We start from the raw sequence: 26603 nt of genomic DNA, 5'->3' as shown, positions 1-26603 counted from the left end.
GCTGTTCGTCAGCCATCGGCCCGCCCCTCCAAGCCGCTGTCAATCAAATCGAACATGTCCTCGTCGCTGATGTGGTCATCGGGCCCGGGTTCGCCGGCGCGCAGCAGCTGACGCAGCCTCGCCGCGACGTGCCGGGGAAGCTCCCTGCCCGCCAGCAGTTTTTCCAGTCCGTCGAGTTGACTGTCCAGTTCCCGGCCCATCAGGTGGTCGGCCAGCGCGGCGGGCGTGGGGTGGTCGAACACCACTGTCGTCGGCAGATCGACCCCGGTCCGCTCGCTGAGCCTGTTGCGCAGCTGGACCGAGAGCAACGAGTCGAATCCGGCGGACACGAACGGCTTGTGCGGGTCGACGTCCGCCGCCGACCGGTGTCCGAGCAGGGCGGCCGCCTGGGCGAGGATCGTCTCCAACAGATCAGTGCGGCTCTCCGTCGTGGTGGGCACCAACTCGTCGAACAGCGCTCGCCGACGGCTCGCGGAGAACACCGGGGCATAGCGGTCCCAGTCCACGTCCGCCACCACGGCGACCGGGTCGTCACCGGCCAGCACGGCCGCCAACTCGGCCAACGCGGCCTTGGGGGACAGCAGTCCCATGCCCTGCTCCAGGGACTTCGCGACGTCCGGTAGCTCCGCCACGGCGCCCACGTCCCACACTCCCCAAGCGATGGAGACAGCCCGCCGACCGGACCTGCGCAGTCGCTGTGCGAAGGCGTCCAGGTAGGCGTTGGCGGCGGCGTAGGCGGCGTGGTTGACCGCACCCCAGACGCCGGCGATGGACGAGAAGAAGACCAGCTCGGCGTCGAGCAACTCGGCGAGGTTGACGGCACCGGTGACCTTCGCCGCGGTGATCTCGGCGAAGAGTTCGGGAGTGGTGTCCGCGATCGGGGCCAGGTCCATCGCCGCCGCCGCGTGAATCACGGTATCGATCTCGTACCCGGCCAGCGCCCGGCCCAGTGCCGCCCGGTCGGTGACGTCGCAGTCCACGGCGTCGTCGGCCACGGCGCCGGCGTTGCGCCCGAGCAGCACCACCCGCTCGGCACCGTTGTCCGACAGCCACTGGGCGAGGTGGCGGCCGACGGCTCCGGTTCCTCCCGTGACCAGGATCGTTCCGCTGGGCGACCAGGACCCGTCCGTGGCCGCCTGGACAGGGACGATCCGCCTGCCCAGCAGCCCCGATCCCCGAATCGCCACCTGGTCCTCGGCCGTGGAACCGGCGAGCACGCGGGCGAGCAGCTCGCCCGTCGTCGCATCGGGTCGCGCCGGCAGATCGATCAGGCCGCCCCACCGCCCGGGATACTCCAGCGCCGCGACACGCCCCAGGCCCCAGGTCATGGCTCCCACGGGATCCGGGTCCTCGGTGTCGTCGACGGCCACCGCGCCGGCGGTCACCAGCCAGATCGGGGCGTCGATTCCGGCCTGCAACACGGTCAGGGGGTCCTGCACGCAGATGATCCCGTCGAAATCCCGCCGTTCGGGGATGGCACCACCGGCTTCCACCACGGCGCCGGCGTTCTCCAGCGCCGTCACGCAGAAATCGGTGACATGGTCGTCCGGTGCGCCAAGTACCAGCCACTTCCCCGGCAGCCGACCCGGACGGTCCGCGATGGGCCGCCAGACGACGCCGTACCGCTGGTTCCGGGCCGGTTGCCGCGGGCCGTCCGGCAGCAGCCAGTACCGCTGCCACTGGAACGGGTAGGTCGGCAGCAGCACATGCCGTCCGCTCAGGAACGAACGCCAGTCGACCCGGACGCCGTGGACATGGGCCTGCGCAAGCGCCTGCAGGAACCGGTCCCAGCCGCCGTCGTTCCGGCGGAGGGTCGCTACGGTCGTCGCGTCCGCCATGGCCGGAACCAGTACGGCGTGCGGACTGACCTCGATGAAGGCGCCGTCGACACGGCTTGCCGCGTCATGGAACCGCACGGTGCCGCGAAGATTGCGGTACCAGTACCCGGCGTCGAGTTCGGCGGTATCGACCAGGTCACCGGTGACGGTCGAGCAGAACGGGATCGACCCGGTACGCGGCCTGATGTCGGCGAGTGCCCGCACCAGCTCCGACTCGAGCACCTCGACCTGCGCGGAGTGCGAGGCGTAGTCGACCGGAATCCTGGTGGTGCGGATCCCCTTGCCGTCGCAGTACGCGATCAACTCGTCCAACTCCTGCGGGGTTCCCGAGACCACGGTCGAGGAGGGCCCGTTGACCGCGGCCACTGTCCAGTCCGCCAGCTCGTCCGCCGGGGCCGACACCGCCACCATTCCGCCCCGGCCGGACAGCTTGGCCAGCGCCTTGCTGCGCAGCGCGACGATCCGCGCCGCGTCGGCGAGCGTCAGACCGCCCGCCACGAACGCCGCTGCGATCTCCCCCTGGGAGTGTCCGATCACGGCGACGGGTTCCACGCCACACGAACGCCACAGTCCGGCCAGCGACACCATCACCGCGAACAGCACGGGCTGGACGACGTCGACCCGGTCCAAGGGGCCGCCGAGCTCGTCGAGCAGCACCCAGTCGACATGCGGCGCCAGCGCCTCACCGCACCTGGTCATCCACTCGGCGAACACCCTTGACGACTCGACGAGTTCCAGCGCCATGCCGGTCCACTGGGCGCCTTGCCCGGGAAACACGAACACCGCACCGTCCGATCGGGCACCGGCTCGGACGACACCGGCCGCCGGTCGGTCCGCGGCGATGGCGTCCAGCGCGGCGATCAGCTGCGTACGGTCGCCGACCGCAGCGGCACGACGTTCGAACATCTGCCGACCGGCGAGCGTGAACGCGACATCGGCCGGCGACGTGCCGGATTCGCGCAGATGATCACGCAACCGAGCCGCCTGCGCTCTCAGCGCGGCGTCGTCGACAGCCGACAAGAGCAGGGGGACCGTGTCCGACGACGGGCCGGCGTCCGCCTTGTCGGGCGCCATGTGCTCCAGAATGACGTGGGCGTTGGTGCCGCTGATACCGAACGACGACACGCCGGCCCGGCGCGGACCGTCCCAGGTCCGGTGTTCGGTCAGCAGTTCCACGCTGCCGGCCGTCCAGTCGACATGCGGTGACGGCTCCTGCGCGTGCAGCGTCTTCGGCAGCACGCCGTGCCCCATAGCCATGATCATCTTGATGACGCCCGCGATCCCCGCCGCCGCCTGGGTGTGCCCGATGTTGGACTTGATCGACCCCAGCCACAGGGGGCGGTCCCGCCGGCCGTACACGGCAATCAGCGCGTCGGCCTCGATCGGATCACCGAGCACGGTCCCGGTGCCGTGTGCTTCGACAGCCTCGACATCCGTCGCGGACAGCTGGGCATCGGCGAGCGCCTGCCTGATCACCCGCTGCTGCGCAAGGCCGTTGGGGGCGGTCAGACCATTGCTGGCGCCGTCGTGGTTCACAGCACTGCCCTTGACGAGCGCGAGCACGGGATGCCCGTTGCGGCGGGCGTCGGACAGCCGTTCCAGCAGCAGCATTCCCGCCCCTTCGGCCCATCCGGTTCCGTCGGCCGACGCGGCGAAGGCACGGCATCTGCCGTCGGGTGACAGGCCGCGCTGCCGGCCGAACTCGATGAACGCCGTGGGCGTGGCCATCACGGTCGCGCCGCCGACGAGCGCGAGGCCGCATTCGCCATCGCGCAGTGCCCGAGCCGCCATGTGCAAGGCGACCAGCGAGGACGAGCACGCGGTGTCCACGGTGATCGAAGGACCTTCCAGGCCGAATGTGTAGGAGATCCGGCCGGAGGCGACGCTCGGGTGGCTGCCGGTGAGCATGAAGCCCTCGAACCCGTCCGGCGCCGGCCCGAGCCGTGAACCGTAGTCGTCGTACATGACGCCGACGAACACTCCGGTGTCGCTGCCCCGCAAGGTGCTCGGATCGATCCCTGCCCGCTCGAACACCTCCCACCCCGTCTCCAGCAGCAGTCGCTGTTGCGGGTCGGTCGCCAGCGCCTCACGTGGACTCATGCCGAAGAAGTCCGGGTCGAACCGGTCGGCACCGGCGAGGAAGCCGCCGTGGCGGGTGTAGGTGTGGCCGGCCCGGTCCGGGTCGCGATCGTAGAGCGCATGCAGATCCCAGCCCCTGTCGGCGGGGAACTCCGAGATCGCGTCCACACCGTCGGCGACGATCCGCCACAGGTCGTCCGGTGAACCGATGTCGCCGGGGTAGCGGCACGCCATGGCGACGACGGCAACCGGATCATCGACTGCGGAACGCTGCACGGGTGCCGTGGTGACAACGTCGCCGACGAGGTGCTTGGCGAGCCCGCGCACCGTGGGATGGTCGAAGACGATCGTGGCCGGCAGGCGCCTGCCGGCCACGGCCGACAGGCGATTGCGCAGTTCAAGTGCGGTGACGGAGTCGAAGCCCAGTTCACGCAGCGCCCGGTCGGGGTCGACGGCTTCCGGTTCCGCATGCCCCAGGACGGCCGCGGCCGCGGCACGTACGAGATCCAGCATCGCCGGCGGTCCGCCGTGCTGCGCGGCCGGTGCGGTCTCGGCCCGGCGTGCCGCCAGCAGGTGCGGCCGCTCGCTGGTCAGTGCCTTGTCCAGCAGGGCGAGTGCCTGTTCGGTCGGCAGTGGCTCGAGACCGGTGCGGTTGAGACCACCGTCGTACATGCGGCTGGTCATGCCGCTGGGTTCGGCCCAGAGTCCCCAGCCGATGGAGGTCGCCGGCAGACCCTGGCGGGCACGGTGTCCGGCGAGTGCGTCGAGGAAGGCGTTGGCGGCGGAGTAGTTGGCCTGGCCGGGGTTTCCGGTCGTGCCGACCACCGAGGAGAACAGTACGAAGGCGTTCAGGTCGGCGGTGAGTTCGTGCAGGTGCCACGCGGCGTCGGCCTTCGGCCGCAGCACGGTGTCGAGCGCCTGCGGTGTCAGCGATTCGACGGTCGCGTCCGCCAGCAGGCCGGCAGTGTGGATCACAGTCGTCGGCGGATGCCGGGTGAGCAGGTCCGCCACCTGTGCCCGGTCACCGAGATCGGCGGCCACCGCAGTGATCTCGGCCCCCGACGCCGTCAGCTCGGCGACCAGCGCGGGATCGGGCCCGCGACGGCTGGCCAGAACCAGTTTCCGCACCCCGTGTCCGGTCACGAGGTGGCGGGCGACCAGGCCGCCGAGCGTGCCGGTTCCGGCGATCAGCACGCAGCCGCCCGGGTCGAACGGCCGTGGAGTGCCGGTCGGCACCGCGGCGACGGTCGGCCGGTACGCCCTGCCGTCACGCAGTGAGAGCTCCCGCTCGCCGGTCGCGACCGCGGCCGCCAGAATGTGGTCGGACTTCCCGTCGGTATCGATCAGGACCAGGCGTCCGGGGTGCTCGGCCTGCACGGTTCGGAGCATGCCCCAGACAGCCGCCACGGGCGGGTCGGCCACCTGACGGGTCGAGAAGACCAGCAGACCGGGCTTCTCGGTGGCGAGCCAGTCCTGGACGAAACGGAGTGCCGAGCGAACGGCGTCATGGGTCGCCGCCGGCACGTCGCCGGAGGAATCCCATTCGACCGATTCGAGCACGAAGCCCGTCGTCGTGCCGGTCAGCGGGACCTCGGTCCATTCGATGCCGTGCAACTCCCGCGCCGGCGGGCGCAGCACGAGCCGGTCGACCGTCAGAACGGGCATCCCGGTGGGGTCGCTGACCAGCACCTCACCACCGGGGCGCAATCTGACGCGGGTGGCAGAGCCCAGATCACCGTGCAGTTGCACTCCGCTCCAGGAGAACGGCAGGAGGAGCCCTGTCAGCAAAGGATGCAGCGCCGAGTCGAGCGGTACCGCGGCGCCCGCGACCTCGGCGTAGATGTCGTCGCCGAGCCGCCAGGCGGATTGCAGGCCGCGGAAGGCATCGCCGTAGTCGTACCCGAAGGCAGCGAGCCTGTCGTAGGTCACGTCGAGGGACGTCGCCCCCGTCGGCGGCCACACGTCGAGCCGGTCCGATGAGGGCACGGTCGCCCGGCCCAGGGTGCCCGTGGCGTTCTCGGTCCAGGTGTCATCCGGTGACGTTCGTGAGTGGATGGTGAGCTCACGTCGCTCCGACACCCGGATCCGCACTTCGACGGCCCCGTGATCCGGCACGACGACCGGCGTCAGAAGCGTGAGTTCCTCGATTCTGCCGCGCCCGGCACGCCGACCGGCGCGCAGGGCCAGCTCGACGAGGACGGCGCCCGGCAGCAGCACCTCGCCCGTCACGACGTGGTCGGTGAGCCAAGGATGCGTGGCCTGCGAATAGGTCTCGGTGACCAGCACTCCGTCCGACTCGGCGGGTGCCGGGGTCTCGCCGCGCTCGGGGCTCGCTTCGAGCCAGAACGGCTTGTGCTGGAAAGCGCAGGTCGGCAGGTCGACGCGGCGCCCTGCGGTGAGCAAGGGGGCCCAGTCCACGTCCGCTCCGTACACATGGGCCTGGGCGACCGAGTCGAGCAGCTGCGTCCAACTGCCGTCGTCCCGCAGCAGCGTTCCCACCGTGGCGCAGTCGTCCAGGGTCTGCTCGACCGCGACGGTGAGCACCGGATGGGGGCTGGGCTCGATGAACAGCTGGTAGCCGTGTTCGGCGAGCTTGCGGACCGCGCGTTCGAAGTGGACCGTGCTGCGGAGGTTGCGATACCAGTAGTCGCCGTCGAGCCCGGTGGTGTCCAGCAGATCCCCGGTGACCGTGGAATAGAACGGGATTCGGCTGGACCGCGGCGAGACGTCCGACAGCAGGTCGTGCAGTTCTTCGCGCAGTCGTTCGACGTGTGGCGTGTGGGATGCGTAGTCGACCGGGATCGTGCGCCCCTCCACCTCTGCCAACGCAGCGAGGTCGCCCGCGACCACCGTGCCGGACGGGCTGTTCACGGCGGCGATGTGGACCCGCGGGTACCGCTCGGCGACGGCATCGGCCGGCAGCGGTACGGAGACCATGCCGCCCGTTCCGGACAACGGCCGCAGCGCGAGGCTGCGCAGCGCGACGATCTTGGCGGCGTCGTCGAGCGACAGGGCACCGGCGACATGGGCCGCCGCGATCTCGCCCTGTGAATGTCCGACGACGGCAGCGGGTTCGACGCCCAGCGACCGCCACACGGCGGTCAACGACACCAGGATCGCGAACAGGACGGGCTGGACCACGTCGACCCGGTCCAGCGGCCCCTCCAGAGCCTCGGTCAGCGACCAGTCGACGTACGGTGCGAGCGCTTGCTCGCACGCCAGCATCTGCTCGCGGAACACCTCGCTGGTGGCCAGCAGCTCGCGCCCCATCCCGACCCACTGGGATCCCTGGCCGGGGAACACGAACACCGGCCGGCCGTCGACCGGCGCCGAGAACGGCAGCCGGGTGTCGTCGCCGACCAGCACGGCGCGATACGGCAACGAGGCCCGTGTGTGCACCAGTGACCAGGCCACGTCCACCGGGCGGAACCGGCCCTGCGAGAGGTGCTGTCGCAGGTGCCCCACCTGATCTGTGAGCGCCCGCGCGCTGTGCGCGGAGACCACCATCGGCACGACGGCCGGAGGATCCTGCTCGTCCGCTTCCGTCTCGGCGGGCCCCTGCTCCAGCACGACATGGGCGTTGGTGCCGCTGATCCCGAACGACGACACACCCGCCCGGCGGGGCCGACCGGTGTCCGGCCAGGGCTGCGCCTGCGTCAGCAGCCGCAGCGAGCCGGCCTCCCAGTCCACATGTGGCGTGGCCGCGTCCACGTGCAGGGTTCTCGGCAGGACACCGTGCCACATCGCCATCACGGTCTTGATCACTCCGCCGACCCCGGCCGCCGCCTGCGCGTGCCCGACGTTCGACTTGAGCGACCCCAGCCAGAGCGGCCGGTCACGCCGTCCGTACACGCCGATCAGCGCCGCGGCCTCGATCGGGTCGCCCAGCGCGGTACCGGTTCCATGTGCTTCGATGGCGTCGACGTCGGAGGTGGACAGGCCGGCCTCGGTCAGCGCCTGCTCGATGACCCGCTGCTGTGCCGGACCGTTCGGCGCGGTGAGACCGTTGCTCGCTCCGTCCTGCCCCACGGCGGATCCTCGTAGCACGGCGAGCACCCGGTGGCCGTTGCGGCGGGCATCGGACAACCGTTCCAGCACGACCATTCCGGCGCCCTCGGCCCAGGTCGTGCCGTCGGCGGACGCGGCGAACGCCTTGCAGCGTCCGTCGGGTGCCAGGCCGCCCTGCTTGGAGAACTCGACGAACATGCCAGGGGTCGCCATCACTGTGGCACCGCCGGCCAGAGCCAGTCGGCATTCGCCGTCCCGCAGTGACCTGGCGGCCAGATGCAGCGCGACCAACGAGGACGAGCACGCCGTGTCCACGCTGAGCGCGGGACCTTCCAGGCCGAGGGTGTACGCGATCCGGCCGGAGGCGACGCTCGGCGCGGCCCCGGTGAGCAGGTAGCCCCGGTGGCCCGGGGCTGACTCGTGCATGCGGGGGCCGTAGTCGGACGGCATCAGCCCGACGAAGACTCCGGTGTCACTGCCACGCAACGAGGTCGGGTCGATGCCCGTCCGCTCCAGAGCCTCCCACGAGATCTCCAGCAACAGCCGCTGCTGAGGATCCATGGCGGCCGCCTCCCGCGGCGAGATACCGAAGAAGTCGGCGTCGAATCCCGTGACGTCGTCGAGGAAACCTCCCAGCCAGCTGCCGGCGGCCGGGCCTCGGTCGGAGGGGTAGGGGCCTATGGCATCGACCTCCTCCGTCACCAGCGACCAGAGGTCCTCCGGGGAGCGCACGCCGCCGGGATAGCGGCAGCTCATGCCGACGATGACGACCGGGTCACCCGGGACGACCGGGTCGCTCGGGACGACCCTCGTATCGCTCCCGGCCGGCAGTGCCCGGATCCGATCGGTGAGTTCGTCGACGGTCGGGTGGTCGAACACCATGGTCGCGGGCAGCCGCAGGCCAGTGGCCGCGGCGAGGCGGTTGCGCAGGCCGATCGCCATCCCGGAGTCGAAGCCCAACTCCTTGAACGTCATGGCGCCGGTGACCGGCACCGGCCCCACCATCGCCGCGATCTCGGCGCGAACCAAGCCCGCGACATCCGTGGTGACCGATACGTCCGGGACCGGCTGGTCGACGCCCAGCCAGTACCGACGTCGTTGGAACGGATAGGTCGGCAGCTCCACCCAGCGTCCGCTCACCACGGTCGTCCAGTCCACCGGCACGCCCCGCACATACGCCTCGGCCAGCGCGGTCAGGAACTGTCGTGGGCCGTCGCAGTCCCGGCGCAAGGTGCACAGCATCTCGTCGACCGCGACCGTCAGCACCGGGTGCGGGCTCACCTCGACGAAGGTGGCGTTCGGCAGCCGGCGAACGGCCTGCTCGAACAGCACCGGCTCACGGAGATTGCGGTACCAGTACGCGCCGTCCAGTTCGCGGGTGTCGATCCGGTTGCCGGTCACGGTCGAGTAGAACGGGACCGAGGACTCACGCGGCCGGATCCCGGACAGGACCGTGAGCAGCTCGTCGCGGACGCCGTCGACGTGTTTCGAGTGGGAACCGTAGTCCACCGGCAGACGACGGGCCCGCGGCTCGTCGGCGAGAAGCCGTTCCAGCGCCTGGTGTTCGCCGGACACCACCGTGGAGTGCGGGCCGTTGACCACGGCGATCGACACGTCATGGCCGAGTGCGGTGACTTCGTCGGCCGACATCGGCAGCGACACCATGCCGCTGGTGCCGGCGACACGGCGCAGCGCCTTGGCACGCAGGGCGACCACGCGTGCGGCGTCCGGGAGCGACAGCGCGCCGGCGACGTACGCGGCGGCGATCTCCCCCTGGCTGTGCCCCATCACCGCCGCGGGCTCGACGCCGTGCGAACGCCACAGTCGGGCCAACGACACCATGACCGCGAACAGCAGTGGCTGGACGATGTCGACCCGGTCCAGCGCGGCCGGATCACCGAGCAGGTCGACGAGGTCACCGTCGAGGTAGGGCCTCAGCGCATCGGCGCAGGCGGTCATCTGCGACGCGAAAGCCGGAAATCCCATGAGGTCCGATGCCATGCCGAGCCACTGTGTGCCCTGGCCGGGGAACACGAACACCGGCGGGCCCGAGGTGCCGGCCTCGCCGCGCACCACGTGGCCGCCGTCCGCGAGCTCGTCCGGGGAACCCGCGAGGACCACCGCCCGGCAGTCGAACGCGGTGCGGGTGGTGACCAGCGAATACGCGACATCGTCCAGGGAGTCACCGGGATGCCGCCTGAGCTGGTCGATCCGGTCGCTCAGCGCCTGCGGAGAGCCGGCCGACAGGACGAAGGGAATCGGGTGCGGGACTTCCGGCACTTCCGGTACTTCCGGGACGCCGCGGTCGCCCGCCGCCTCGGTGACCACGACGTGGCAGTTCGTGCCGCCCATGCCGAACGAGCTGACACCGGCGACCAACGGCCGGTCCGGGCGCGGCCATGCCCCCGACTCGGTGTGTACCCGCAGGTTGCCGCCGGCGAAGTCGATGGCCGGGTTGGGTGTGTCGAAGTTCAGACTGGGCACGAGCCTGCGTCTGCCGACACACAGGGCGACCTTGAGCAGCCCGGCTATTCCGGCGGCCCCTTCGAGATGTCCGATGTTGGTCTTCACCGACCCCACGTGCAGCGGGTCAGGGCTCGGATGGAACGCCGCCAGCGCGTTGCCCTCGGCGACGTCACCGCTGGGTGTGGCCGATCCGTGCAGCTCGACGTACTGGACATCAGCGGGATCGATGCCCGCCTGCTCGTAGGCGGTCCGGAGAAGTTCCTGCTGTGCCGACCGGTCCGGGCGCGCGATGTTGTCGGTGGGACCGTTGTTGTTGACCGCGGAGGCCCGCAGTACGCACAGGCCGCCCGCCGACTCCGGTTTCAGGACAAGGGCAACGCCTCCTTCCCCCGGTACGTAGCCGTCGGCACGCGCGTCGAACGTACGGCAGCGGCCCTCGGCGGAGAGCGTGCCCATCCTGTCCGCCACCAGCAGGCTGTGCCTGCTCAGCCGCAGGTTCACCCCGGCGACGACAGCGATCTCGCATTCCCCCGACCGCAGGCTCTCGCAGGCGAGGTGCACTGCGACCAGCGACGAGGACTGTGCGGTGTCCACCGTGAGGCTCGGTCCGGTCAGGCCGAACCAGGAGGAGATCCGGTTGGCGAGCAGTCCCCGGCCGAGTCCCGTCGCCGAATGCCGGGACGCGTCGAACGCGGTGGCGACCTTCGCGTAGTCGTCGGACATCGCACCGACGAACACGCCGATCCGCCTGCCCCGCAGCGTTTCCGGCACGATGCCGGCCGACTCCAGCGCCTCCCATGCCAGTTCCAGCAGCAGCCGCTGCTGCGGATCCGTCGCGGCGGCCTGCTCGCCGGACATGCCGAAGAAGTCGGCGTCGAACTCGTCGACTGCGGGCAGGAACCCACCGACGGCCCCGCTGTGTTCGGGGCGCACGCCGGGGCCGACCGCGTCACGGCCGCTGTCCAGCAACTCCCACAGTGCCGACGGATTCGGGGCGCCGGGCAGCCGGCAGGCAACGCCGACGATCGCGGCGCCGCTCACCTGGCGCACGCTTCTATCGCCGGTGTGGCCGACGCGACGGTCCGGGTGACGGTGAACCCCGAGGTCTCCAGCAGCTCGCCCAACCGGCGTTCCGAGCGGACTCTGCCGCCCGGGCAGGCCAGCATCTGCAGGTCCACCCGGTGCGTGAAGTACGGCTCGTCGGCGGTATCGGAGCTGAACGGCTCGACCACGAGCACTTTCGCGCCCGTGCGCGCCGCCGCCCTGACGTTGGCAAGCAGCCGAAGCACCTGGTCGTCCGCGAATCCGTAGACGATCCGTTTGAGCACGTACAGGTCGCCTGTGCCGGGCAGGTCCATCTCGAAGAAGTCGCCGGCCACCGTGTCGAACGGTCCGACCGCGTTGCCCACGACCTGTGGCAGGTCGACCAGGACCCCCTTGAGACCGGTGTGTTCGCGCAGCACCGCGTCGAGCAGCAAGCCGTCTCCACCGCCGACGTCCACCACGGTTCCGGCCGATGGCCAGTCGTAGGACCGGAGCAGCGATGTGGCCTCGAAGCCGGAGATCGACCGCATCTGCCGGTCGAACAAGGCGCTGTCTTCGGGATGAGTGGCCAGGTACTCCCACACGGTCACCCCGTGCACGTGCTCGAACGCCGACTTACCTGTGCGGATGCTGTACGCGAGGCTGTTCAGTGCCTGGATTCTCGGCAGCCACGGCAGGTTGGCCGCATGCAAGGACGCCGGGTGCTCGGTGCGCAGCAGGTGCCCGAGTGTCCCGAGTCCGAAACTGCCTGGCTCGACCTCGACGAAGATCTCCTTGCGAGACAGGGTGCGCAGCAGTCTGCGCAACGGCTCGGGTTGGCAGCACACACGCTCTGCGAGTTCTTCGACCGGCACGGGAACGTCGCCGATCGCGTCCGGTATCCCGAGTTCACAGGCCGCCTGGACCGCGAACGGCGTGACGAAGTCGGTGATCGCGGTCAGTCGGGCCACGAGGTCGTTGGTGTTCACCTGGTACGTCCTTCAGCGGAAGATGGGCCTGCGGATGACGCCGCGCAACTGCCATCCGCGCTCGAACCTGCGGAAGTCGCCACCGTGGTTGACGTTCGGAAACGGCCCGTCGGGTGGTTCGACGCCCAGGTGGGCGCAGAGTGCCGGCCAGCCGTCGGCGACGTTGTGGACCAGCAGTCGATCGGCCGGTACGTAACTCCTGACGGCCTCGATGTGCGCGGTGAACACGTCGATCGCGTGCTCCCGGTCGGCGAATCGCCCGCCGAAGACGCCGTCGAGGATGAGTTCCCGTTCCAGTGCCTCGTAGCCGCGCAGCCAGGGATTGGCCATACGCAGCAGTCTGTGGCCGATGCCGGTGCCGTTGATGTCACGGTCCAACGCCGCGCGGAAGATCGTCGAGGACGCGCTGTCGTACCACCGCTGCGGGTCCCGGACGGTGAGGACCACCTTGGCCTGCGGGAAGGCGTCGACCAGCTCCCGCCAGAACGCGGCCCCCGGCCAGTCCACGGTCGAGCGGTACCCGGACAGCAGCGAAGCCGGATCCGCAGTGTCCCGGTCACGCCACGCGGTCAGCCAGCGCCGCGCCCGGTCGGGCCGTTCCAGCACCTGTGTCATGTGGTAGCACGGCCCCAGCCCGAGCTGGTCGAGTGCGATGGCCAGGGACGCGGTGCCGGTGCGTCCGAATCCAACTCCGATGACGTCGACCATGCTCGAAGACTGCCGTGCCTCAACTTCCTTGGGTAGTACGAACTTCGAAGTACGTTATTGCTGGCAGGCGCATTGCTGTGGACATACTCGGGCCGTGGACAAGGGAACAGCGGTCTGGCTTGGTTCGGACACTCTGCTCGTCAGGGAGGTCACCGGCATCGCGCGGCACAGCACCGGCGCGCTTCCGGCGATCGACCCGGACGCCGCTTCGCGGATGGATGCCTCGCTGGCTCTGCGTGAGGAGCTGACCGCCACCGGGACACCGCTCTACGGTGTCACGACCGGGTTCGGCGACAGCAATACCGAGCACATCGCGGCGGAGAAAGCCGTCGCGCTACAACGCAACCTGGTGCACTACCACTTGGTCGGCAGCGGCCCGGAGGCACCCGACGACGTGGTGCGGGCGACCATGCTGATCAGGGCGAACTGCCTGGCCCGCGGCTATTCGGGGATCCGGCGTGAGGTGGTCGAGCTGCTGCTGGCCTGTCTGCGCAACGACATCCTCCCGGTGATCCCCGAACGCGGTTCGGTCGGCGCCAGCGGGGACCTGGTGCCGCTGTGCTACCTGGCCAACGTGCTCACCGGGCAGGGCACGGTCCGCCATCGGGGCGTAAAGCGCCCGGCCCGCGAGGCGCTGCACTCATGCGGGCTGAACCCGTTGGAGCTGCAGCCCAAGGAGGGGCTGGCGCTGATCAACGGAACGTCGTTCATGTCGGCGTTCGCCGTGCTGGCACTGTTCGACTCGGCCGAGATCGCCTTCTCCGCCGACGTGTGCACGGCGCTGGCCAGCGAGGTGCTGCTGGGCAATCGCGGCCACTTCGACCCCGTCATCCACCGGCAGAAACCTCATCCCGGCCAACAGCGCAGCGCCGACACGGTGCTGACACTGCTCGCCGGCTCCAAGCTCTCCCGCGACCACAACCAGGTCGTACGCGCCAATCCGGAACTGGGCGACAGCGGCTACCAGCGGCTCGTGCAGCCGATCCAGGACCGCTACTCGATCCGCTGCGCACCACACGTGATCGGCGTTCTGCACGACACGTCGGACTGGGCGCGCCGCTGGATCGAGACCGAGATCAACTCCACCAACGACAATCCGCTGTTCGACCCGGTCGGGCGCGTGGTGCTCAACGGCGGCAACTTCTACGGCGGCCATGTCGGGCAGGCGATGGACGCGCTGAAGGTGGCCGTGGCCAACACCGGCGACCTGCTGGACCGGCAGCTCGCCATGGTCGTGGACGAGAAGTTCAACCGTGGCCTCACACCCAACCTGATCCCCCGGCTGACCGCCGACTCGCCCGACGCCGGTCTGCACCACGGTTTCAAGGGCGGTCAGATCGCGTGTTCCGCGCTGGCCGCCGAGGCGTTGAAGACCAGCGCACCGGCCACGGTGTTCTCCCGCTCCACCGAGGCACACAACCAGGACAAGGTCAGCATGGGGACGATCGCCGCCCGCGATGCGCGGACCGTCGTCGAGCTGGTCGAGAACATCGTCGGCCTGCACCTCTCCGCGCTCTGCCAGGCCGCCGACCTGCGCGGGGCGGACAACCTCGGGCACGGCACCAGGGCCGCCTACGACCTGGTCCGCGAGCACGTCCCCTTCGTCGACCGGGACCGCCGGCTGGACGTCGAGATAGCCGGCCTGGTAGAGGCGATCCGCGGCGGCGCGCTGCGGGCGGCCGTCCACTCCTCCATCCCCCTCCTGGAGGTCGCAGATGCTGTCAAGTGAACGCAATCAGACACTGACCCGGATGGGCGCGGGCACACCGATGGGCGAGCTGCTCCGCCGGTACTGGTGGCCGGTCGCGTTCTCGGCCGGGCTGTCCGCACCCGACATACGCAAGGTGCGGCTGCTCGGCGAGGACCTTGCGCTCTACCGGCTGTCCGACGGCTCGGTGCACCTGCTGGAGGACCGCTGCCCGCACCGGGGCGCCGCGCTGTCGTACGGCATCGTCGAGTCCGACGGTGTGCGCTGTCCTTACCACGGCTGGCTCTTCGACGGTTCGGGCGCGTGCCGTGAGCAGCCGGGCGAGCCGCCGGAGTCGACGTTCACCGAGCGGGTGCGGGCCCGGTCGTATCGGGTACAGGAGCTGGGCGGTCTGGTCTTCGCCTACATCGGGCCGGATCCGGCTCCGGTACTGCCGCGCTACGACCTGTTCTGCTGGGACGACGCCGTCCGGGACGTCGGGCACGCCATGATCCCCTGCAACTTCGTACAGATCCAGGAGAACGCGGTCGACCTGGACCATGTGGCGTGGCTGCACGGCCGGTACAGCCAGTGGCTGGCCGGCCGCGGTGTCGCCGACGAGATCCCAGCGATGTTCAGCCGGCTCAACCAGGCCACGGCGTTCGAGCGGACCGACTACGGGATCCTGATGCGCCGTCAGCTGGAAGGCCAGGACGAGACGGCCGACGACTGGTCCATCGGGCACCCCCTCGTCTTCCCGAACCTGCTGCGGCTGGGCGGCGGTGGCAGCTACGGCTTCCACATCAGGGTTCCCGTCGATGACGAGAACACCTGGGCACTCTGGTACACCGCCTACCGGCCAGGCGACCGGCCGGTCGCCGATCCCGGCCCGGTCAGCTCGTACGAGATCCCGTGGCGCACCGCGGACGGTGAGTTCCTGATGAACAACGTGGAAGGCCAGGACATCATGGCCTGGGTGACACAGGGGCGCATAGCCGACCGCACCCGGGAGCACCTGGGCACGGTCGACCGGGGTGTGATCCTCTTGCGGCAGCTGTTCTTCGAGCAGATGGACCGGGTCGCCGCCGGCGAGGACCCGATGGGGGTGTACCGGGAGCAGAACGAGGTGATCGATCTGCCCCAGGAGCGGGAGAAGTTCGGTGGTGGGGCCGCGTACCTGGGCGACGTACTGGCGGCGACGCAGGCCAGGTTCAGCCCACGCCGCGACGAGATCGTACGCCGGTTCGCCGAGGCGACCGCCGCGGTGGGTGCCTGATGTGCGGCATCGCGGGGTGGGTGGACTTCTCCCAGGATCTGACCGCGCGGCGCCCGGTCGTGGCGGCGATGACCGACGCCCTGGCCTCTCGCGGGCCGGACGGCGAGGGCTTCTGGCTGGCACCGCATGTCGCGCTGGGCCACCGCAGGCTGTCGGTGATCGACCGGGCCGGCGGCCACCAGCCGATGGTCGCCGAGCAGGACGGCCGCACACTGGCGGTGATCACGTACTGCAGCGAGGTCTACAACTTCCGTGAGTTGCGGGCGGAGTTGGAGGCCAAGGGCCACCGGTTCCGTACGACCGGGGACACCGAGGTGGTGCTGCGCTCCTATCTGGAGTGGGGTGACGGACTGGCCGAACGGCTCAACGGCATCTTCGCGTTCGGTGTCTGGGACGTGGCCCGCGAGGAACTGGTACTGGTACGGGACCGACTCGGCGTCAAACCCCTTTACTACTACCGCACGCGGACGGGCCTGGTGTTCGCCTCCGAACCCAAGGCGATCCTGACCCACCCGGAGGTGTCGGCCAGCGTCGACACCGATGGCCTGCGGGAACTGCTGTCCCTGGCCAAGACACCGGGCGCGGCAATCTGGCGTGGCATCCACGAGGTGCGCCCGGGTGAGGTGCTGCGGATCAGCCACGCCGGTGTGACGAGCCGACGGTACTGGGCGCTGGAGGCCGTCGAGCACCGCGACGACCTGCCCACGACCATCCGCAACGTCCGGCATCTGCTCGCGGACGCGGTCGCCCGGCAGACCGTCGCCGATGTGCCGCTGGGAATCCTGCTGTCCGGTGGACTGGACTCGTCGGTCGTCACCGCGTTGGCGGATCGGACGCTGCGCGAGAAGAACGCAGGACCTGTTCGCACGTTCGCGGTGGACTTCGCCGGCTACGTCGAAGGATTCCGCACCGACTACATGCGCGAGACGCCGGATGCTCCGTACGTCAAGGAGATGGCGGAGTTCATCGGCAGCCGGCATACCGACATCGTGCTGTCGACGTCGGACCTTGCGGGGTCCGCGGCTCGTGCGGGCGCGTTGCGGGCCAGCGACTTCCCGTTCGGCCGGGGTGACCGTGACACGTCGCTGTACCTGCTGTGCAAGGCCGTTTCGCAGCACTGCACGGCGGCACTGACCGGCGAGAGCTCGGACGAGGTGTTCGGCGGCTACTGGTGGTTCCACGATCCGGAGATCGTCGCACGAGCGGACTTCCCGTGGCTGGCGATGTTCGGTCACGTCACCGACGACGGCCCGGACTCGGCGACCAGCCTGCTCGACGTCGGCCTGCTGAAGACCCTTGACCTACCTGGATACCGTCACACCCGCTACCACGAGGCACTCGCCGAAGTGCCGCACCTGGACGGGGTGAGCGCGACCGAGCGCCGGATGCGTGAGATCTGCTACCTCACGCTGACCCGGTTGATGCAGTTGCTGCTGGACCGGATGGACCGGATGAGCATGTCGGCGCCGATCGAGGTCCGCGTACCGTTCTGCGACCACCGGCTGGTGGAGTACGTGTTCAACACACCGTGGTCGATGAAGAGTTTCGACGGCCGGGAGAAGAGTCTGCTGCGGGCAGCCACCGCGGACCTGGTGCCACCGTCCGTTCTGGAGCGCCGCAAGGCTCCGTTCCCGGCGACACAGGACGTCGGCTACGAGAAGTGGCTGCGGTCGGAGCTCGCCGTCCGCACGGCCGAGGACAGTCCCGTCACCCCGCTGTTGAACCTGAACCGGGCGCGTCGGCTCGCGGCCGAGCCGGCCGGACCGGTCAGCTCCAACGAGACGCGGAGCACGATCGAGCTGGTGCTGCGGCTGGACGACTGGCTGCGCGACTACGACGTCCGGCTGGACATCGACGGCTGATGGCGGACCACCGTTCCCGGTTCGAACACTGGGACGCCGCGGCCTGGGTGCGCTCGAAACCGCGCCGCACCGACGCCTTCGTCCCGGGTGTGCACTACTTCTCCCCCGACCTGTGTCCGGCGCTGCGCCACCCGGCGGTGCCGTCGTACAGCCGGGAGCGGCTGCTGATCCACCATCTCTACCTGTACCTGGAGTTCACCGTCCGGCTGGAGACCGGTCCGGTCAACGAGGTGTGCTTGCTGCTGCGGTCGCCGGATTTCCTGCCGTGGCTGGATTCCCGAATGAAGGATGACGCCTTGCGCATCTACACCGACGAAGCCGGCCACGCCGAGATGTCCCACACCCTGCTGGCGTCGGTGCGGGATCGCACCGGTGTGCGGCCAGTGCCGCACGAGCCGCACTTCCTGCGCGAACTGGCCGCGTTGTGCTCAGGGACCGGCCTCGATCCGTCGCTGGTCAAGCTGTTCTTCGTGATCGTGTCCGAGACCCTGATCACCGCGTCGCTGAACAGGTTGCCGGGGGATTCCCGTGTGCAGGAACAGGTTCGCGGGCTGGCCATCGACCATGCCGCGGACGAGGGTCGGCACTACGCGTACTTCCGGGAGCTGTTCGAGCATCTGTGGCCACGCCTGGATCCCCTCGTACGTCAGCGGATCGGTGTGCTGTTACCGCGAATGATGTCGGCTTTCCTCGGTACGGACGAACCGGCGCTGACAGCCGTACTCGCCGACTGCGACGTTGCCGATCCTGCGTCGGTGGCCGCCGAAGTGGCTTCCGCACGGGAGACGCTGGACTCCATTCGCGAAGGTGCCCGACCCACTCTGCGCATGTTCAGGCGGGTCGGCATGTTCGACGATGCCGTGATTGCAGACGCGTTCAAGGAGTTGCAATGAGGATCCTGTTCTCCATGATGCCGGCGGGCGGGCACTTCCGGCCGCTGGTACCGATCGCCGAGGCGGCGCTGCGGGCGGGTCACCAGGTGGCGGTCTGCACGCCGGCGTCCGCGAAGGCGCAGGTCGACGCGTACCGGCTCGAGCACTTGCCGGCCGGCCACGACTGGGTCAGCGATGAGATCGCGTCCGTCGCACATGAGACGTCGGTGCCGTCCGATCACGGCGAGCGGCTCACCCTGCACCTGGCCGCCGAGGGATATCCGGGGCCGGAGGCGGTCCGCACGGCCCGGGACATCCTCGCCCACGACTGGCGGCCGGACGTGATCGTACGGGAGAACACCGAGTTCGGTGGCTACCTCGCGGCGGAAGTCCTCGGTGTGCCCCATGTGTCGGTCGGGGCAGTCGGCGCGTCCACGACCTACCTGGACGTGGCGCTGTCCGCCCCCGCGCTCGATCGCGGGCGGGCAGAGCTCGGACTGCCGTCCGATCCGGACGGTCGGCGCGTCTACGCCTATCTGCACGCCTACCTGATGCCCGCGTCGTTCGACCCGGATGAGCTGTCCATCCCCAATGCCCGCTGCTACCAGCAGACAAGTCCACGGTTGCCGGGCGAACGGCTGCCCGACTGGGTGGCCGAACTACCCGCACCGCCGGTCTTCGCGGCGTTCGGCACCATGCATCCCCGCACGGCGGCATGGCATCCGGCCACAGCGGCCGTGGCGGCGGGCCTCGGTATGCTGGACCGCCCAGGTGTGGTCGCCTCCGGCGGTGCGTCGGTGGGCACGCCGCCACCGTCGGTGCGGGTGGTCGACTGGATCTCACAGCCGCTGATGCTGGAGTGCGCCTCCGTCTTCGTCCACCACGGTGGGTTCAACAGCGTGCGCGAGGGCCTCCGGGCCGGTGTGCCGATGGTGGTCATCCCTTGGTTCACCGACTCGGTGGCCAACGCGGAGCGCTGCGTCGAGGCAGGTGTTGCCGTGTCGGTGCCCTACGAACAGGTCACCCCCGAGGCGATCCGGTCCGCATGCGCCGAGGTGCTGGACAATCCGTCGTACAAGCAGGCGGCTGAGGCCATGCGCCGGCGCATCCTGTGTCTGCCCTCGGTGGACGACTTGGTGGCCGACATCGCGGCCATCTCACGGTGACCAGTGGGTTTCCGCCCAGTCAGCAAAGACAGTCAGGTTCGATACCCGTTTGGTGAATCGACGTCACTTCACGGTCGAAGGGCGCCCACCATAGGATTCGACGATCCTCGGGGAACTGGCCACAGACGGTTCGGCCGGAGGCCGGCTCCGGACCGTCAGCACTTGTTTCGCCCTCCTCATCAGCCTTGCGCAAGCGCCGATCCGATGGCAAGCGACGCGAATGCCGACCACTGATCGGGGCCAAGGACGAGGGAGAGACCGGACAGGGCAACAGGCAGTCAGCAGTCCAGCGGAAGGGACGTAGCGTGGAAGTCGCTCGTGCAATATCGGCAGGCGTTTTAGTTCAGGTGTCGGCCACCCGCGGGGGCGATATCTGGGCTGTCGAGGAAAGCGCTACCGCTGTGTTCCCGCTGAGCCAGGGACCGGGATACGGGTCAGAGTTTCCCAGGGAGCGGCCCAACCTGGATGTGTTGCCCGTCTACAGCCTCAGGCTCACCGACGTGACCATGGCGCTCTCGGTGTCACCGCGCTCACAAGGGGTGGACTTGGAGCATGCCCGAGGGCTGGCGGAGGCCGGGGCGGGGGCGCCGCCGATCCTGGTGCACCGGCCGACCATGCAGGTGATTGACGGCAGACACCGGCTGCACGCAGCCGAACTGCGCGGGGACGAGTACATCGAGGCGCGTTTCTTCGACGGCAGTGAGGCCGATGCGTTCGTGCTGGCCGTGCGACTCAACGTGGAGCATGGCCTGCCCCTGCAGCGCAGTGACCGGATGGCCGCGGCCCGACGCATCGTGCGCAGCCATCCGCAGTGGTCCGATCGTCGCATCGCACACGCCAGTGCGCTGGCGGCGCGGACCATCGCGGCGCTTCGGCGCTCCTTGGACAACGTCCCCGCGCTGCCCGCCCGCGTGGGCAGCGACGGCCGAGTCCGACCGATGAGTACTGCAGACGGGCGTTCAAGGGCCGCCGAGTTGATACGCAGTGGCCGACAGCTCTCCCTGCGGGAGATTGCCCAGGAGGCGGGAATCTCGCTGGGAACAGCCCGGGACGTCAGGCAGCGGGTCCTGTCCGGTCGGGACGTGATCCCCGAGGGGCAGCGGGAGAGACGGCGCGGGGTGTCCGTACCCAGCGGGTCGGCGCAGGCCGAAACCCGCAGAGCCGTGCCCGGGGGACGCAAACAGCTACTTGCCCGGCTGACCCGCGACCCGTCGTTGCGGCTCACGGAAAAGGGACGGACACTGCTGCGGATGCTCGCCGCGCACCCTTCGAAGCCGGAGGAATGGCAGCAGATCGTCGACAGCATCCCCCGGCACAGCGTTGACGCACTGCTGAGCCTGGCGCGGAGCTGCGCCGAGGACTGGCAGACCTTCGCCCGGCAGCTCGAGGAGTGCAGCCGTCAGCCGGCGGACACGCAACGAGTGCCCGCCGACGAGAACCAGTGAGCCTTCGCCATCACCGTGGTGAACTCGGAGCGGCCGAGCCGGTTCTTGCTCAGAGTCGCTGAGCCTCCAGCCGAGCCAGGTTCTCGACCCCCTCATGGACGCGCAGCACGGAGGTGTGACTCGCCGTCAATACGTCTTCGAGACGCGGCCGGTAAAGCGGGTGAAGCCTTTCCAGGGCCACCTCAGCGGACTCCCAAACAGCTGTACTCGCCTCCGAAGTCGGCTGCGGCTCACCGGAGATGAACTGCGCGACGAACACGCCGACGAGGAGCTTCCGGCTGGGGTGCTGGTAGATCCCGACCAGCCCGCCGACCCGCACCCACACGCCGGTTTCCTCCAGCGTCTCGCGTTCTGCGGCCGCGTGCAGGCCCTCGCCCGGCTCGACCAACCCGCCCGGAAGTTCCCACCGCTGCGGGGACCTGCGGCGTAGGATCAGTACCCGTCCCAGCGGGTCGAACGCGACGCACGTCGCCCCCAGCCGGTAGTCACCCTGCATCACCGTGGTGTCTCTGCCTTCTCACGCTCGCCGGGAACCCGACTTCGTGAATTCACTTGAATTAACCAATACGGGGCCAAAATTGAAGAAGGGTGCGTCCGACCTGCGCGAGTGTCCAGTGCTGTGAGCGGAAGAATTCACCGGCTCGCGGCGCTCTGGGCGGCTCCCCCACGTTCGGCTTCGCTCTTTCCGGTCACGGCACTGGATCAAATCCGTGAGCAGGGCAGGTACACCATTTCGTCGATGGATCATACAGGGTGGGACCGACGGCTGTCTCGCGCAGGTGAGTCCGCCGTATGATTGCGCCCCGTCCGCAGTTGAACACCGGCAAGCCGACGAGCACCGGTGGGTGCCATGCTCCCGCAGCTCGCGTACCGGTGCCGAACCGGGCCCATCGGTAGGTGTGTTGACTGTACGGCTCGCGAGGCGCTTTGATACCGGATCACTGAGCATCTTTCATCCTGCGCTCAAGGGTGAAAGGTATTCACCGCGCTGCTGGACCGCCAGACATTCGAAGGCTTCGAAGTCCGATAGCCGCGTCAACAGCCTCCACGTACATCCGGCTCCCGGTACGGAGGCTATGTCGCCGATGACAAAACGAAGCGGGGTTGTTTTGACAGGCACGATGAAAAAGATGTCTTCTGCCCTGATCACCGGCGGGGCAGGTTTTGTGGGCGGCCATCTTGCAACAGCCCTGCGCGGGGCGGGGATCGAGGTGCGCAACATAGACGATCTGCGCGTGACGCCGCTGATCGCGCCGCCCGAGGACCTGCTGCGCAAGAGCGTGCTGGAGATGGGCCCGGATGACGTCGCCGACGTGGATGTGGTGTACCACCTCGCCTCCGAGAAGAGCGTCCCGCTGTCCTTCGAGCGCCCGCTCCAGTACCTGGAGAACCTGGAGTCAACCACCCACCTGCTCAAGCTGTGTGCGGGTGCCGGCGTCCGCCGAGTGATCATCGCCAGTACCTGCGAGGTCTACGGGCAGGCCGAGAAGCTCCCCACGGACGAAGCGCAGCCCTTCGCTCCGAGGTCGCCGTACGCCGCGTCCAAGGTGGCCATGGAGATGGTCACCAAGACCTTCCAGCAGGCAGCCGCCACCGACACTGCGGCCACCATCGTGCGGTTCTTCAACGTCTACGGGCCGGGAGAGCGTCCGGACGCGGTGATCCCGCGTTTCTGCGTGGGCGCACTCACGGACCGGTCGCTGCCGATCGAAGGCACCGGTGTCCAGCGCAGGGACTTCTCCTACATAGGCGACATCGTCCAGCGCTTGGTCGCCCTGCCCTCCGTCGAGCCGGTGCCGGTGGTCAACCTCGGGTCCGGCACCGCCACCTCGATCCTGGAGGTCGGTTCGATCATCAGATCGCTGTGCCCGGACAGCACTGTGGACTGGACGCAGCCACGGACCAATGAAATCCAGGAGTTTCGTGCGGACGTCTCGCTCCAGCAGTGCCTGCTGCCGGTCGGTACCCCGACCACCGGGCTGCGCGAGGGCGTGAGCCGGACACTGCGGTGGTGGCAGGAGTTGGGTCGGCTCGACTCCGTCGAGGCGCACCTCGCCGAGGCGTCGCGCACCCTCCCGGCGACTGCCTGACGCGCGCCGCCCGCGACTCGCGGTCCGCGCAGGGCCGGTTGATCACCCCGGTCGGCTCAGCCCCCTCCGGCACCACGCCGTGCAGCTCAGTAGTTGTACCTACCCTCGACGGCGCTCACACTCGGCGTTCCAGGAGAACCTAGTGCTGATCCTCACCGAGCCCATATCGGCTTCCGCGTCAGGCGGGGCGGCCAAGCCCCTGAGGATCATGGCCCGCGTCCATGTGATGCCGCCGGAGCACAACGCCGGGGCCGAGCACATGCTCGTCTCCATGCTTCGGCCTCTGGTGGAGCGCGGGCACGACGTGTCGGTGTGGCTGTCCCGCTCCGGCAGCGCCCACCGGGAGTACGACTACCGCGGCATCAAGGTGGTTCCGCTGGAGTCCCGTCCCGATTTCTCGCTGGCCGCGCGGCAGGCGGACGTGCTGCTCGCACACCTGGAGACGGTTCCCTCGACGGCAGCCTCGGCGCGCGAACACGGCAAGCCGCTGGTGGTGGTCTGCCACAACACGCAGCAGTCCACCTTCCATGACATGGCAGCGGGGGGCACCGCGCTGGCGGTGTACAACTCGCTGTGGATGCGGGTGGAAGCGGAGCGGTTCTTCGCCGAGTATCCGGAGGCGGTGCCCCCGGACAACACGCTGATCGTGCGTCCGCCGGTGTTCGTCGACGAGTACGCGACGAAGCCGGGAGAGGCGATCACACTGATCAACTGCAATGTGTGGAAGGGCGGCCAGGTACTCGACGCCTTGGCGCGGCGGATGCCGGATCAGCAGTTCCTTGCGGTGCGGGGCGCCTACGGCGAGCAGATCCTCCCCGACCTTCCGAACGTCGAGGTTGTGGAGCATGTGCGCGGCGAGGACATGCGGGACAAGGTGTACGCGCGCACGAAGGTGCTGCTGATGCCGTCTGTCTACGAGTCATGGGGCCGGGTCGGCTGTGAGGCGTTCGCGAGCGGCATTCCCGTGGTTGCGCATCCAACGCCGGGGTTGTGCGAGTCGCTGGGCGAGGCCGGGATCTTCGTCGACCGGAACGACGTCGAAGGCTACGAGGCGGCGCTCCGGAAGCTGGGCACGGCTGCCGAGTACCGACTGGCGAGCAAGCGGGCAAAGGCCCGGTCTGCCGAGCTTGATCCGACGAAGGATCTGACCGCCTGGCGTGACGCCGTGGAGGCACTGTCCTAGCCACGCTGCCGCTGTTTTGAGCCTTGCCCTTCGGTCTTCGCTCGCCAGACGGTCCGCCCGGTCGCCTTGCACAGGAAGCGAAGCTGCCTCCAGCCCAGCCTCACGGACACTGGCAACGCCCTCATCCGACCCCACCCGAGCTGACCTGGTTCGGTCCCGTGGCCCGACGCCACGGTTGACCACAGCCCTGGGCGGGGAGGAACCGCACCGCTACCTCACGCGTAGGCCGGGTGCGTAGGGTACGAGCGGCCCGGGAGCGCCGGGGGCGCCGTGCGGCCGAGGGGCCGCGGAGCGGGGGTGGCCGGGATGGCGGACGTGGGGCGGCGGGCGGTGGAGGCCGGGGAGGCCGGCGGGCGGATCGCACCGCTGGACCGGCGGGTGTTCGCCGTCGCGGGAGTGGTCCTGGCCGTGCTGATGGCGCTGTCTCCGCGGTACGGCTTCCACATCGACGAGCTGTACTTCCTCGACTGCGCCCGGCACCTCCAGGCGAGCTATGTGGACCAGCCGGCGCTGGCGCCGTTGCTGGCCCGGGTCTCGCTGTCGCTGTTCGGGGTCTCGGAGGCGGGCCTGCGGCTGTGGCCCGCGCTGGCCGCCGCGGGCACGGTGGTCGTGGGCGGGCTGACCGCGCGGGAGTTGGGCGGCGCGCGGCGGACGCACCTGCTCGCGGCGATCGCGACCGGCACCATGCCCGTGCTGCTGGGCGGCGCGCACGTCGCCAACACGACGTCGTACGAACTGCTCGCGTGGGCGGCGATCGCGCTCGTGGTCGTACGGATCGGCCGCACCGGCGACACGCGGTGGTGGCTCGCGGCGGGAGCGCTGGTCGGCATCGGCGCGGAATTCAACCACCTCGCGGCGATCTTCGGGGCCGTGCTGCTGGCCGCCACGCTGCTCGGCCCGGCCCGCCGGACCGCGGCCGACCGCCGACTGCTCGCGGGCGCGGTGATCGCCGTGCTGCTCATGCTGCCCGATCTGTGGTGGCAGGCACGGCACGGCTGGGCCATGTTCGCGATGACGCGGGCGCTGAACGGGGAGAACGGCGGCCCGCAGCACATCCCCACCTGGATCGTGGGGCAGCTCGGCATGTCCTGCCTGGCGATGACGGTGCTGTGGGTGGCGGGCCTGCGGTTCCTGTGGCGGTCCGGCCGGCCGCTGTGGCGGTGCCTGGTGACCGCGTACGCCGTGCTGTTCGTGCTGTTCGCCGTGACGACCGGAGCGCAGGTGTACTACCTGGGCGGTCTTTACGTGTGCCTGCTGGCGGCCGGGGCCGTGGGACTCGACGGGTGGCTGCACTCCCGCCCGCGCCGGTTGCGCGGCCTGATGGCCGCAGCCGCCGCCTCGGCCGCGCTGCTCGCCGTGATCGTGCTGCCGGTACTGCCGCCCTCCGACGTGGCCTGGACGTACGGCGTCAGTTCGAATTCGGGGCAGTCCCTGGGCTGGCCCCAACTGGTGGGCACCGTGCGGCAGGTGTGGACCGGGCTCCCGCCCGGGCAGCGCGCGAACGCGGTGATCTTCACGGCGGACTACGGCGAGGCCGGCGCCATCAACGAACTCGGCCGCGGTACCGGGTTGCCCACCGCCGTGAGCGCCCACAACACCGACTGGTGGTGGGGTCCCGGCAACCCGCACGCCACGACCGTGGTGGCCGTCGCCCCCGGCCCCGACCACGCCCCCGGGTACACCGCCCGTCTGCGCCGGTACTTCCGGCACGTCCGTGTGGCCGCCGCCCTCTCCAACCCCGACGGCGTGCACAACCTCGAATGGGGCGGCCATGTCTATGTGTGTACAGGCCCCCGCCGCCCGTGGGGCGAAACGTGGCCCGAACTGCGCGACTACGCGTGACGCCGCCGCTCCGACGGGAGGAATCGCCTTTCCCGGGCGGCAGGCCGTCAACCGGTCCCGCGCGAGGGC

The 26603-nt window shown here is 69.6% G+C and carries 13 protein-coding genes; 9 read left to right on the top strand and 4 right to left on the bottom strand.

The window, feature by feature from the left end:
- Positions 1-8: 8 nt before the first annotated feature.
- The 3 genes from ACWGKQ_RS26840 to ACWGKQ_RS26830 are packed head-to-tail and all read right to left on the bottom strand — an operon-like array spanning position 9 to position 13111.
- Complete coding sequence (locus ACWGKQ_RS26840; RefSeq protein ID WP_453294509.1) at positions 9-11441, bottom strand: SDR family NAD(P)-dependent oxidoreductase; 11433 nt, start codon at positions 11439-11441, stop codon at positions 9-11.
- Positions 11429-12403 (bottom strand): methyltransferase, encoded by a 975-nt coding sequence (locus ACWGKQ_RS26835; protein WP_453294508.1) that lies wholly within the window; start codon positions 12401-12403, stop codon positions 11429-11431. The genes ACWGKQ_RS26840 and ACWGKQ_RS26835 overlap by 13 nt, the downstream gene beginning before the upstream one ends.
- 12 nt (positions 12404-12415) lie before the next feature.
- Positions 12416-13111 carry a sulfotransferase family protein gene (locus tag ACWGKQ_RS26830; RefSeq protein ID WP_453294507.1) on the bottom strand — a complete coding sequence of 232 codons (696 nt, stop codon included), beginning with the start codon at positions 13109-13111 and terminating at the stop codon, positions 12416-12418.
- Positions 13112-13205: 94 nt separating this feature from the next.
- On the opposite strand from ACWGKQ_RS26830, the gene ACWGKQ_RS26825 reads away from it, so the two are divergent.
- The 6 genes from ACWGKQ_RS26825 to ACWGKQ_RS26800 all read left to right on the top strand — a co-directional run bounded on the left by ACWGKQ_RS26825 (position 13206) and on the right by ACWGKQ_RS26800 (position 21419).
- Positions 13206-14840 (top strand): HAL/PAL/TAL family ammonia-lyase, encoded by a 1635-nt coding sequence (locus ACWGKQ_RS26825; protein ID WP_453294506.1) that lies wholly within the window; start codon positions 13206-13208, stop codon positions 14838-14840.
- 22 nt (positions 14841-14862) lie between these two features.
- Positions 14863-16074, top strand: a complete 1212-nt coding sequence (locus ACWGKQ_RS26820) for a Rieske 2Fe-2S domain-containing protein (RefSeq protein ID WP_453294505.1) — start codon at positions 14863-14865, stop codon at positions 16072-16074.
- Positions 16074-17936 (top strand): asparagine synthase (glutamine-hydrolyzing), encoded by a 1863-nt coding sequence (gene asnB / locus ACWGKQ_RS26815; RefSeq protein ID WP_453294504.1) that lies wholly within the window; start codon positions 16074-16076, stop codon positions 17934-17936. Before ACWGKQ_RS26820 ends, asnB begins: the two co-directional genes overlap by 1 nt.
- Positions 17936-18829 (top strand): diiron oxygenase, encoded by an 894-nt coding sequence (locus ACWGKQ_RS26810; RefSeq protein WP_453294503.1) that lies wholly within the window; start codon positions 17936-17938, stop codon positions 18827-18829. The genes asnB and ACWGKQ_RS26810 overlap by 1 nt, the downstream gene beginning before the upstream one ends.
- Positions 18826-19974 (top strand): glycosyltransferase, encoded by a 1149-nt coding sequence (locus ACWGKQ_RS26805; RefSeq protein WP_453294502.1) that lies wholly within the window; start codon positions 18826-18828, stop codon positions 19972-19974. The genes ACWGKQ_RS26810 and ACWGKQ_RS26805 overlap by 4 nt, the downstream gene beginning before the upstream one ends.
- A 467-nt stretch (positions 19975-20441) precedes the next feature.
- A complete protein-coding gene (locus ACWGKQ_RS26800; RefSeq protein WP_453294530.1) occupies positions 20442-21419 on the top strand; it encodes a streptomycin biosynthesis protein in 978 nt (325 codons plus the stop codon).
- Between the two features lie 49 nt (positions 21420-21468).
- On the opposite strand, the gene ACWGKQ_RS26795 is transcribed toward ACWGKQ_RS26800, so the two are convergent.
- Positions 21469-21915 carry an NUDIX hydrolase gene (locus ACWGKQ_RS26795; RefSeq protein WP_453294501.1) on the bottom strand — a complete coding sequence of 149 codons (447 nt, stop codon included), beginning with the start codon at positions 21913-21915 and terminating at the stop codon, positions 21469-21471.
- Between the two features lie 634 nt (positions 21916-22549).
- On the opposite strand from ACWGKQ_RS26795, the gene ACWGKQ_RS26790 reads away from it, so the two are divergent.
- From ACWGKQ_RS26790 to ACWGKQ_RS26780, 3 genes are all read left to right on the top strand, one after another.
- On the top strand, positions 22550-23509 hold the full coding sequence (locus ACWGKQ_RS26790) for an NAD-dependent epimerase/dehydratase family protein (RefSeq protein WP_453294500.1): 960 nt from the start codon (positions 22550-22552) through the stop codon (positions 23507-23509).
- A 142-nt stretch (positions 23510-23651) separates the two neighbouring features.
- Positions 23652-24692: a glycosyltransferase family 4 protein gene (locus ACWGKQ_RS26785; RefSeq protein WP_453294499.1), complete on the top strand. Its 1041-nt coding sequence runs from the start codon at positions 23652-23654 to the stop codon at positions 24690-24692.
- Between the two features lie 306 nt (positions 24693-24998).
- Complete coding sequence (locus tag ACWGKQ_RS26780; protein ID WP_453294498.1) at positions 24999-26534, top strand: ArnT family glycosyltransferase; 1536 nt, start codon at positions 24999-25001, stop codon at positions 26532-26534.
- The last annotated feature ends 69 nt before the right edge of the window (positions 26535-26603 follow it).

The sequence above is a fragment of the Streptomyces sp. NPDC054770 genome (assembly GCF_053611985.1).
The sequence above is the reverse complement of the archived record's forward strand: the minus strand, read 5'-3'. Positions and strand labels throughout refer to the sequence as shown.